10 protein-coding genes are annotated in these 10,474 nt (G+C 70.3%); all 10 read left to right on the top strand.

From position 1 onward, the window contains the following. A partial coding sequence (locus tag ACILRF_RS11050; RefSeq protein ID WP_395672822.1) for a hypothetical protein occupies window positions 1-207 on the top strand: 207 nt, incomplete at its 5' end. Window positions 208-218: 11 nt separating this feature from the next. After that, on the top strand, window positions 219-1,058 hold the full coding sequence (gene cpaB / locus ACILRF_RS11045) for a Flp pilus assembly protein CpaB (RefSeq protein WP_395672820.1): 840 nt from the start codon (window positions 219-221) through the stop codon (window positions 1,056-1,058). Then, window positions 1,055-2,401, top strand: a complete 1,347-nt coding sequence (locus ACILRF_RS11040) for a type II and III secretion system protein family protein (protein WP_395672818.1) — start codon at window positions 1,055-1,057, stop codon at window positions 2,399-2,401. The genes cpaB and ACILRF_RS11040 overlap by 4 nt, the downstream gene beginning before the upstream one ends. Window positions 2,402-2,406: 5 nt before the next feature. Continuing rightward, window positions 2,407-2,703 carry a hypothetical protein gene (locus ACILRF_RS11035; RefSeq protein WP_395672816.1) on the top strand — a complete coding sequence of 99 codons (297 nt, stop codon included), beginning with the start codon at window positions 2,407-2,409 and terminating at the stop codon, window positions 2,701-2,703. 2 nt (window positions 2,704-2,705) lie between these two features. After that, window positions 2,706-3,908, top strand: a complete 1,203-nt coding sequence (locus ACILRF_RS11030) for a CpaE family protein (protein ID WP_395672814.1) — start codon at window positions 2,706-2,708, stop codon at window positions 3,906-3,908. Window positions 3,909-3,910: 2 nt separating this feature from the next. After that, window positions 3,911-5,311: a CpaF family protein gene (locus ACILRF_RS11025; protein WP_395672812.1), complete on the top strand. Its 1,401-nt coding sequence runs from the start codon at window positions 3,911-3,913 to the stop codon at window positions 5,309-5,311. Further along, window positions 5,308-6,264 (top strand): type II secretion system F family protein, encoded by a 957-nt coding sequence (locus tag ACILRF_RS11020; RefSeq protein WP_395672810.1) that lies wholly within the window; start codon window positions 5,308-5,310, stop codon window positions 6,262-6,264. Before ACILRF_RS11025 ends, ACILRF_RS11020 begins: the two co-directional genes overlap by 4 nt. Then, window positions 6,261-7,214, top strand: a complete 954-nt coding sequence (locus ACILRF_RS11015) for a type II secretion system F family protein (RefSeq protein ID WP_395672808.1) — start codon at window positions 6,261-6,263, stop codon at window positions 7,212-7,214. Before ACILRF_RS11020 ends, ACILRF_RS11015 begins: the two co-directional genes overlap by 4 nt. A 354-nt stretch (window positions 7,215-7,568) precedes the next feature. Further along, entirely contained in the window at window positions 7,569-9,071 is a 1,503-nt protein-coding gene (locus ACILRF_RS11010; RefSeq protein ID WP_395672806.1) for an ATP-binding protein, read from the top strand. Window positions 9,072-9,235: 164 nt separating this feature from the next. Then, window positions 9,236-10,057 (top strand): SPOR domain-containing protein, encoded by an 822-nt coding sequence (locus ACILRF_RS11005; protein WP_395672804.1) that lies wholly within the window; start codon window positions 9,236-9,238, stop codon window positions 10,055-10,057. The last annotated feature ends 417 nt before the right edge of the window (window positions 10,058-10,474 follow it).

The raw sequence follows: 10,474 nt of genomic DNA, 5'->3' as shown, positions 1-10,474 counted from the left end.
TCGGCCCTGTTCTCGCAATTTGCGCTGGCGATGTCGGCGAGCGGGGCCGTGCTTGCGGCTCTGATGCTCAGCCCGGCCCGCCGGCTGATGCCCGCACCGCCGGCCGGCGAGACGGGCGAGGGCCTGCGCCAGCCCATGCCGTTCGGCGTGCCCATCGCCGTCGCCGGGCTCTGTGTCCTGGCCCTGCGGATCAACCAGAGCCTCTAAGGAAGCCGACCGTGCTCACAACCCGTCGCGTTACGTCGCTCGGCGTGGCGCTCCTTCTGTCGGGCGTCGCCGTCATTGCGACCCAGAACTGGATGCGGGCCGAGGTCGCCCGCGCCACCGCCGCCGTCCGCGCCACCTCGGCGCCGGCGACGACACTCCGCGTCCTGGTCGCCCGCAATCCGCTGCCGGCCGGCACGCTGCTGAAGCCGGAGCATCTCCGCTGGCAGCCGTGGCCCGCTGGCGCGTCGACGGCCGGCTATTTCACCGACGCTTCGGCCAGCCTGGCGGGCCTGTCCGGCTACGTTGCCCGCAGCGACCTAGGCCCCGGCGAGCCGCTCACCACCGCCCGGGTCGTCAAGCCGGGCGACCGGAGCTTCCTCGCCGCGGTGCTGAAACCCGGCTACCGCGCCGTGGCGCTTAACGTCTCGGCCAGCACCGGCGTCGCCGGCTTCATCTTCCCCGGCGACCGGGTCGACGTCATCCTCACTCGGGCGCTCCCGGCAGGCGCGCAGCAACGCGTCGAGACCCGAACCGTACTGACCGACATCCGCGTGGTCGGCGTCGACCAGAAGGTCTCGAACCCCAAGAGCGAGGTGGCGGTGCCGCAGACCGCGACGCTCGAGGTCACCCCCGCCCAGGCCGAGTTCATCGCCGCCGCCGGCGACATCGGCAAGCTGTCGCTCAGTCTGCGCAGTCTGGCGGCCGGCGAGGCGCCAGCAGCGCCGCCCGCCATCTCCAACGCTCCGCGCGCCCCCCGCGCGCCGGCTCCGCGTCGCGCGGCGCCCGCTTCCCAGGCCGCGGTCGAGGTCGTGCGCGGCGGTCAGTTCAGTTCGGGAGGAACCGCGTCATGAGGCCGCTCGCCACCCTGTCGGTCGCCATGCTGCTCGCCGCGTCAGCCGCAGCGCCGGCCGCCCACGCGGCGGCGGAAGTCGTGAGCGGCGCCGCGGCCGAGCTCGCGCTGGAAGTCGGCAAGGGCCGGCTCATCCGCCTCGACCGCGCGGCCAAGACCGTGTTCATCGGCGACCCCAAGATCGCCGACGTCCAGGTCAAGTCGCCGACCCTCGTCTATGTGGTCGGCAAGGCGCCTGGCGGCACCTCCCTGTTCGCCGTCGATGCGGCCGACCAGATGGTCGCCAACCTCGGCGTGGCGGTCGGCTTCGACGCCCCGCGCCTGCAGGACGCCATTCGCCAGCATGCCCCAGACAGTGAGGTGCGCGTCTCCAGCGTGAACGACGCGGTGGTGCTCTCCGGCAAGGTGGTCTCGCCGGCCCAGGGCGAGGAGGTCTTGCGGATGGCCGCGCGGTTCGTCTTCGTCGACAATCAGGCCGACCGCGCCGATCGCGGCGAGCGCCTGATCAACCGCCTGACGGTCGAGACCCCGAACCAGGTCAACCTGCGCGTCCGCGTGGTCGAGGTGTCCAAGAGCGCCCGCGAGGTCCTCGGCTTCAATTGGGAGAGTCTTGGCGGCATCGGCGAAACGGTGCTCGGCCTGGCCACCGGCAGCAAGGTGTTCGAAGGCGCTGCCGGTACGTCGGACATACTGGCGCGCCAGAACGGCGTGAACAGCATCTTTGCCGGCAGCCGCGACGGCGACATCAACGTCCTCATCGACGCCTTGAAGCAGAAGGGGCTGGTCACCGTCCTCGCCGAGCCCAACCTGACCGCGGTGTCGGGCGAGGAGGCAAGCTTCCTGGCCGGGGGCGAGTACCCGATCCCGGTGCCGCAGGGCGATCGCCAGATCACCATCGACTATAAGAAGTACGGCGTCAGCCTGGCCTTCGTCGCCACCATCCTCGACGCCGGCCGCATCAGCCTAAAGGTCCGCCCGGAGGTCAGCCAGCTGACCCAGGCCGGAGCTATCACCCTCGAAGGCGTGCGCGTCCCGGCCCTGACCACGCGCCGCGCAGACACCACTGTCGATCTTGGCAGCGGCCAGAGCTTCGCCATCGCCGGGCTGCTGCAGCGCACGACGTCCGAGGACATCAAGAAGCTGCCGGCCCTCGGCGACGTGCCGGTGCTCGGCCAGCTGTTCCGCTCCAAGGAGTTTCAGAAGAGCGAGTCCGAGTTGGTGATCATCGTCACGCCGTACCTCGTCAAGCCGTCCAGCCAAAAGCTGGCGACCCCGGCCGACTTGTTCCCGGCCGTCGAGGGCAGGTCGATCGCCGCCGACGCTACGACCGAGACCGAGGGGTGAGCCCGATGACCCGCCAGTTCGCCCCCTTCGCCCTGCTGATCCTCGCCGCTTGCGCCAGTGATAAAGCCGGCGTCGCCGCGCCGACGGCCGGGCCGGCCTGCGCCGGCTCCGACCGGCTGGGCTGCGCCAACGCCGCCAACCTGCGGATGATGGTCGCCGACCCCCGCGATCTGGGCCGTGGCGTAGCTCGCTCCACGACCTCCGACGAGGCCGCCATCGCCGCCGTGCAAGATTATCGGCGCGGCGAGCCGCAACGCCCGGCTTCGCCCAGCGCCGACGCTAACCGCACCGAGGAGGATTGAGCATGGGCCTTGCGCTACCGGCCGCCGCGCCCGCGCCGCAGTTCCTGGCCCTCGTGGCCGACGAGGTGACGCGCGAAGCGGCCCGCCAGGCCGCCGCCCAGCTCGGCTGGCCCACCGCCGCCGTTCGCGCCGGCGGCCTTCAGGCCGCGATCCGGACCCTCGCCCAGGGCGCGTCGCCGGCGGTGCTGCTGGTCGACGTCACCGGCGTGGACGATGTGGTCGTCGCCTTCGACGCCCTTGCCGACGTCTGCGAGCCGGGCGTTCGGGTGGTCGCCATTGGCGCCGAGAACGACGTCGGCCTCTACCGCCGCCTCGTTGCGCTCGGCGTCGCCGACTACTTGGCCAAGCCGGTTTCGGCCGACGCCCTGGCCGCGGCGCTGCAGCCTTCCTCACCGGCCCGCCCGGCGCGGGCCGGCGCCGGCCCGGGCCTGCGCTCGGTCGCCGTCGTCGGCGCCCGCGGCGGGGCCGGCGCGACCAGCGTCGCCGCGGCGCTCGGCTGGGCCCTTTCCCAGACCCATGGCCGGCGTACGGTGCTGCTCGACCTCGATCTCCAATGCGGCGCGCTGGCCCTTAGCCTCGACATCGAGCCCGGCCGCGGGCTCAGCGAGATCCTCGCCGCGCCGGACCGCATCGACGCCCTGCTGGTGGGCTCCGCCGCGGCCCATGCCGGCGATCGCCTCCGCGTGCTGGCGGCTGAGGAGCCGCTCGACGCCGACGTGCCGGTCGATGCCGGAGGGCTGGAGGCGCTGGTCGGCGCCCTGCGCGACACCAGTGACGCTCTGGTCATGGATGTGCCGCACCGGTTGGACCGCCTCGGCCGCGCCGCCATTGCCGCCGCCGACGTCACGGTCGTCGTCACCGACCTCAGCCTCCCAGGCCTACGCGACAGCCGTCGGCTCGTGGCGCTGGCGCGCAGCCTTCGGCCGAACGGCGAGATCGTCCTCGTCGCGAACCGCGTCGGCGGCGTCGCCGGCGAGGCGCCGCGGACCGAGTTCGAGAAGGCGCTCGGCGAGGCGCTCGAATTCGTCGTTCCCGCCGATCCCAAGACGGCCGCCGCCGCCGCCGAGCAGGGGAAGACGATGATCGAGGTCGCCGCCGAAGGCCCCGCCGGCAAGGCGTTGCAGTCACTGGCCGAACGGCTCTCCGGAGCCAGGCCCGTCGCGGCCGAGCCCGCGTCCTGGCTCCAGCGTCTGCTGCGGAGGTAGGCGTGTTCGGTCGTCGTGGTCTTACTCCCCAACCGGCGCCGCCTCCGGCGGCCCCACTGCGCCTGGCGGTCGTCGCGGCCAACGAGCCTCTGGCCCGCGACGCCCTGCTGAGCGCGCCCCACACCGCGCCGCCGCCGGCTGCAACCTCGAAGATCGAGGAGGCGGCGCTGCGCGTGCGGCCGCTCGTGCTGGAGCGCATAGACAGTGAGGCCGCCAGCCAGATGGATGCGGGCGAACTGACCGCCCAGCTCGAGACGGTGGTCGCCGAGATCGTCGGCGAGCTGAAGATCCAGCTCAATGTCCGCGAGCAACGCGACCTCGTTACCCTGCTCGTCAACGACATGCTGGGGCTGGGCCCGCTCGAGCCGCTGCTGGCCGACGACACGGTCACCGACATCATGGTCAACGGCCCGCGGCAGATCTACGTCGAGCAACGCGGCAAGCTGGTGCTCACCGACGTCCACTTCCGCGACAACGCCCATGTCATGAGCGTGGCCGGCCGGATCGTCAGCCAGGTCGGCCGCCGGATCGACGAGTCCACGCCGCTCGTCGACGCACGCCTCGCCGACGGCAGCCGGGTGAACATCATCATCCCGCCGCTCGCCATCGACGGTGCGTCGATATCGATCCGCAAATTCTCGAAGAAGGCCATCGACCTCGACCTGATGGCGCGCCAGGGCAACGTCTCGGCCGAGATGGCGACGGTGCTGAAGATCGCTTCTCGCGCCCGGCTGAACATCCTGATCTCGGGCGGCACCGGGTCGGGCAAGACCACCCTGCTCAATGCCCTGTCCCGTATGATCGCCCCGGACGAGCGGGTGGTGACCATCGAGGATGCTGCCGAACTGCAGCTGCAACAGCCGCACGTGGTCCGCCTCGAAACCCGGCCGCCGAATCTGGAAGGCCGCGGCGAGATCACCATGCGCGAGCTGGTGAAGAACGCCCTGCGGATGCGGCCGGACCGCATCATCCTCGGCGAAATCCGCGGCGGTGAGGCCATCGACATGCTGCAGGCGATGAACACCGGCCACGACGGCTCGCTCGGCACCATCCACGCCAACCGCCCGCGCGAGGCCCTGACCCGGCTGGAGAACATGGTCGGCATGTCGGGCGTCAACCTGCCGAGCCGCGCCGTCCGCACGCAGATCGCCGCCGCCGTCCAGCTGATCGTCCAGATCAGCCGCATGCGTGACGGGGTCCGGCGTATCACCAGCATCACCGAGGTGGTCGGCATGGAAGGCGAGGTGATCACCACCCAGGAGCTGTTCAGCTTCAAGTTCGAAGGGGAGGGGGCCGAGGGTCGGCTGAAGGGGCAGTTTGTCTCGTCGGGCCTGAGACCGAACTTCACGGCCCGCGCCGAGTACTTCGGCCTCGACAAACTGCTGCTGGAGGCGACCGGATGATCGGCGCTCTGCTCGTCGGCGCAACCGTCTTCCTCACCGTCCTCGCCCTCGCCGCTGTCGCGCCGGCCGCTCAGGGCAGCGCCCGTATCGCGCGCCGCGCCCGCGCCCTGGCCGGCCCGGGCGCGGGCAAGGCGGCGCCGGCGGGCTTGTCGCTGCGCCGCGCTTCCGAGAGCGGCCTCGACCGCCTCGCCCAGCGTTTCTTGCCGCGTCCGGCGGCGCTCAAGGCGCGGCTGGAGGCGACCGGTCGGCCGATCACCATCGGCGCCTATGGCGCAGCCTGCCTCGGCCTCGCCTTGGCCGACGCCGTCATCATGCTGATGGCGGGCCTGCCCATCTTCAGCGTTCTCGCCAGTGCGCTCGCCGCCGGCTTGGTCCTGCCGTACATGGCGGTCGGCATGCTGGCCGGCCGGCGGCGCGCCAGGTTCCTGAAGATCTATGCCGAGGCCATCGGCCTCATCGTCCGCGGCCTTCGCGCCGGCCTGCCGGTCACCGAAACGATCGGTGTCGTCGGGCAGGAGATCGCCGATCCGGTGGGCGAAGAATTCCGTCGCATCGCTCAACAGGTCCGGCTCGGCGAGGCGATGGAAACTGTCATGTGGCGGACCGCGCGCCGGCTCGACCTTCCCGAGTTTAACTTCCTGGTCATCAGCCTGTCAGTGCAGCGCGAGACGGGCGGCAACCTCGCCGAGACGCTGAGCAACCTCGAACAGATCCTGCGCCGCCGTCAGCAGATGAAGCTCAAGGTCAAGGCGATGTCCTCCGAGGCCACGGCCAGCGCCCTGATCATCGGCGCCCTGCCGTTCGTCATGGCGGTTCTGATGTGGTTCGTCAGCCCCGATTACCTGCAAACCTTGTTCGTCACCCCGCTCGGCAAGCTGATGCTCGCCTGTGGGTTGGCGAGCCTGTTCACCGGCGGCTTCGTCATGCGCCAGATGGTGAGGTTCGAGATATGAGCGCCTTGCAGCAACTTCCGGCGGGCTCGTGGATCCTCGCCGCGGTCGGTGTCGCCAACTTCCTGGCGGTGCTCGCCGTGCTCCGCGCCCTCGCGCCCAGCGATCCCATGGCCGCCCGCGTGCGCGCCCACGGCCAGCGCCGGGCCGAGCTTCGCGCCGCCCTGCTCAAGCCGCGTAGCACCGTCCGGCGGCAGCCCATCGGCCTCGCCAGACGGATGGTCGAGCAGCTCAAGCTGCATCGCGGCGAGGACGCGCGCACCGCCGCCGGCCTCCTGGCCCAGGCCGGCTGGCGCTCGGCCGACGCGACCAGCGTGTTCCTGGCGATACGCGTCGCCGGGCCCCTACTTCTGGCGCTGATCGCCTACGCCGCCGCGCCCCTGTTGCGCCCGGACGCCGGCAACTTCGCGCGCCTGACCATCGCCGGCCTCGGCGCTGTCGCCGGCGTCTACCTGCCGATGATCCTCCTCAAGAATGCGATCAAGCGGCGACAAATCAAGCTGCTGAAGGGCCTGCCCGACGTCCTCGACCTCTTCGTGATCTGCGCGGAAGCCGGCCTCAGCCTCGACGCCGCCGTCGGCCGTGTCGGCCGCGAGATCGGCGCCAGCGCTCCCGACCTCGCCGACGAACTCGGCCTCACCGCCGTCGAGCTTGGCTTCCTGTCGGACCGTCGCGAGGCGCTGACCAACCTCGCCCGCCGCACCGGCATGCCCCAGGTTCGCGGCCTGGTGAACACGCTGGTTCAGACCGAGAAGTACGGCACCCCGCTCGCCCAGTCCCTGCGCGTCCTCGCCGCCGAGTTCCGCGACACCCGAATGATGACGGCCGAGGAGAAGGCCGCCCGGCTCCCGGCCACCCTGACCGTGCCGATGATCCTCTTCGTCCTCCCACCCCTCTTCATCATCCTTATCGGCCCGGCCATCATTCAGGTCCTCGCGACCTCGTTCAGCTAAGCTGCGCGAGCAGCGGCGGAGGGCGTCGGCGATCTGTTCGATCTCGTCGTCGGTCATCGGCGTCGACAGCGCCGTCAGCCCGTTCGACGCGACGATCGCCCTTTCGTTGAGCAGCCGCACGATCAGCGCCTTGAGCCGCGCCGCCGGTCGAGACAGGCGCTGCGGTAGTCGCGCACCGGCGACCTATCTCCAGATAATCAAACGATAAATGCGGGCGATCTTCTTGGAAATTGCCATGGATTGACAGCCAGACTTAGGGCCATGCTTCGCCTCTGAGGGGAGAAGACCGTGCGCGCGGGGGGCGGGCGAAACGACCTCTTCTCCCCGGAGCCGGCCGGGAGGTGGGATGTGGACATGGTTCGGAGCGGACATCCGGATATCCCGTTTCATGACCGGTTCTGGCGGCTTTCCAGCGACATGATGTGCGTCGCCGACCAGCGGGGCGTCATGCTGGCTGTCAATCCCGCCTGGACCGCCGCCCTTGGCTGGGACGAGGACGAGCTGGCCGGCACGCGCCTTCACCGGCTCGTCCATCCCGACGACCTGGCGGCGACGGAGGCGGAGCTCTCGTCCCTGGCGGAGGGCCACGGCTCGCCGCGCTTCGAGAACCGGCTGCGGCGCAAGGACGGCGTCTACCGCCACGTCTCCTGGCGCTCAGCCCTTGCCGACGGGCTGATCTTCGCCGTGGGCCGCGACGTCACCGAGCGACTCGAGCAGGAGGAGGCGCTGCGCCAGTCGCAGAAGATGGAGGCGGTCGGCCAGCTGGCCGGCGGCATCGCCCACGACTTCAACAACCTCCTGACCATCCTGCGCTCGTCCATCGAATTCTTGGAGCGTCCCGACACCCCGGAGGAGCGCCGCCGGCGCTACATTGCGGCAATCAGTTCAACGGTGGAACGAGCCGTGAAGCTCACCTCCCATCTCCTCGCGTTCGCCCGCCGCCAGAAGCTCGAGCCGGAGGTGTTCGAGGTGAGCGAGAAGATCGCCGATGTCTGCCAGCTGCTGCGCCCGCTGATCGGCGACGGCGTCCAGATCAGCGTCCAAGCGCCCGCCACCCCCTGCCACGCCCTCGCCGACGTCTGTCAATTCGAGACCGCGCTCGTGAACCTCGCCATCAACGCTCGCGACGCCATGCAGGGCCGCGGTCGGATCGACATCGGCGTTGATGTGGTCGGCGTCCTGCCCAGCGTCCAGAACCACGGCGAGGGGCTCGGCGAGTTCGTGGCGATCTCCGTCCGCGATACCGGCCCCGGGATTCCGCCCGAATTGCGCGATCGGGTGTTCGAGCCGTTCTTCACCACCAAGCAGGTCGGTCACGGCACGGGCCTTGGCCTGTCGCAGGTCTACGGCTTCGTGAAGCAGTCGGGCGGCGAGTTGGATCTGCAGTCAGAGTCCACCGGCGCCGCGTTCACCCTCTACTTGCCGCGCACCACCAACGGCGCGGCCAAGAACGCCGCCGCACCGGCGCCGTCGCGGGCGGCTCCCGGCGGCCTTCGCATCCTGATCGTCGAGGACAACGACGAGGTGGGCGAGTTCTGCCTCGAGTTCCTGCGCGACCTTCGCCACCGCCCCTCCCTAGCCCGCAACGCCAACGAGGCCCTGGCGATGATCGAAGAGGGCGAGGACGCCTACGACGTTGTGTTTTCCGACGTCGTCATGCCGGGCATGAGCGGACTCGAGTTGGCCGACCACCTGCAACGCACGCGCCCCAAGCTCCCGGTGCTGCTCGCGAGCGGCTATACGCCTGTCCTCGCCCAGGGCCGTGCGCGCGGCGTGCGGCTGATCGGCAAACCCTACGCCCCGCACGAGCTTGCGGCGGCGTTGCAGGGCGTGGCGGGCGGCGTGTCGCGGTGCTAGCAGCCCCGCCGCATCTCAGCCTCCAACTCCCTGGCCCTCACGCCTGTGCAAATTCGGTGGTCGAGACGTGCCCTGAGCATGAGCAGAACGTCGTACCCCGCACCCGCAGTTCTGCCCGTCTCAGGGGCGACCGCCTCTCTCGGTCTGCGGCGGCCGCATTGTTATTGTATTCCATTCCGCCGGCGGCGCAGGCCTGGCAGCCGTCCGCCGCGTCTCCGACAGTTACCTATCCCGCGGGACTTGAGCGAGACCAGGTCGCGGCATGGCTGCAGGCGGAGACCGACATCGCGCCAAGCGAGGTGATCGCCATCAGCCCGTCCGCGGTCATCAGCATCGCTTCGGCGGAGAGGACGGCGGACCCGCCTCGTTACCGCGTCACGCTGCATGCCGAAGCTCTGAGCCGGGGCGTCGCGTTCGAGAACGGGCTGGTGTCATGGCAGATGACGCTCGAGGCCGACTGCGCGGGAGGCCGCGTGAAAAGCGGAGAGACGAAAGGACATGCCCGTCGCAACCTGCAAGGAGAAGCCAGACCCCTCCGGTCGGCTGATATCGGCTGGCGCCCGCCGCCGCCTCGAACGAGCCTGGAAAGCGCCTGGCGCGCTGTGTGCGATCCCGGCTTCGTCCGCCCGCTGTTCGCGGCCGCCCCCGTCATTGAGACCCAGTCGCCATCGCGCACGTCGCCGGATCGGCGTGAGGCGTCCAGGTCCGCCCCCCGTCGAGCGAGCGCGCCGACGGACCGGGGCATTTTCGTCCAAGTGGTAGCGGCGTCGACAGCGGACGAGGCCACTAAGGTTCTGCGGACCCTAGTGAGGAACCCCTCCGGCGGACTGGTCGGCCTCCCAACGCGAGTGCTGCCGGCGGCGGTAGCCGGAAGAACCGTCTATCGTGGGCTCTTCGGCGGTTTCGAGGCTCGTGAGCAGGCAAGCCGCCTGTGCGTCACCATCAAGACGATGGGCCGCGACTGCTTCGTCAGGGAAATCCGCTAAGCGACGCGGGATCGGTCGGGTTGCTGCTTGCGGCTGGCCCTCGGCTTATCAACTCCATTATCGAATGACAGGAAGCTGCTCCCGACCCGGTGTCACCATAGCCCCCGGATCAGCGTGACACGGACACCGGTCGAGAAGGGCGCCTGCCAGCGATGCGCGAGCCGCAACAGGTGAAACTCCGGTCTGACGGGACCAAGGGACGGCGAGGCAAGCTTGGCCGTCGCTTGGTGCGGCGCGCGAGGCGACTGGTGGGATGGCCTGCGGGCCCCGCCATTCTGATGTATCATCGCGTGGCGCCGCCGAAGAACGATCCCTGGGGACTGGCGGTGTCGCCTGCGGCTTTCGAGGCCCAGATGCGCTGGCTGAAACGCCGGCGCACCGTCCTGCCGCTGCACGAGTTTGCTGGGCTTCATGATC

The sequence above is a fragment of the Phenylobacterium sp. genome (genome assembly GCF_044236515.1).
Classification (GTDB): Bacteria; Pseudomonadota; Alphaproteobacteria; order Caulobacterales; family Caulobacteraceae; genus Phenylobacterium.
The sequence above is the reverse complement of the archived record's forward strand: the minus strand, read 5'-3'. Positions and strand labels throughout refer to the sequence as shown.

What these genes read in the sequence shown, in the direction of transcription:
- ACILRF_RS11010 (WP_395672806.1), top strand. Translation starts at nt 7,569, where the DNA reads ATGGTTCGGAGCGGACATCCGGATATCCCGTTTCATGACCGGTTCTGG.
- ACILRF_RS11030 (WP_395672814.1), top strand. Translation starts at nt 2,706, where the DNA reads ATGGGCCTTGCGCTACCGGCCGCCGCGCCCGCGCCGCAGTTCCTGGCC.
- ACILRF_RS11035 (WP_395672816.1), top strand. Translation starts at nt 2,407, where the DNA reads ATGACCCGCCAGTTCGCCCCCTTCGCCCTGCTGATCCTCGCCGCTTGC.
- ACILRF_RS11040 (WP_395672818.1), top strand. Translation starts at nt 1,055, where the DNA reads ATGAGGCCGCTCGCCACCCTGTCGGTCGCCATGCTGCTCGCCGCGTCA.
- ACILRF_RS11020 (WP_395672810.1), top strand. Translation starts at nt 5,308, where the DNA reads ATGATCGGCGCTCTGCTCGTCGGCGCAACCGTCTTCCTCACCGTCCTC.
- ACILRF_RS11015 (WP_395672808.1), top strand. Translation starts at nt 6,261, where the DNA reads ATGAGCGCCTTGCAGCAACTTCCGGCGGGCTCGTGGATCCTCGCCGCG.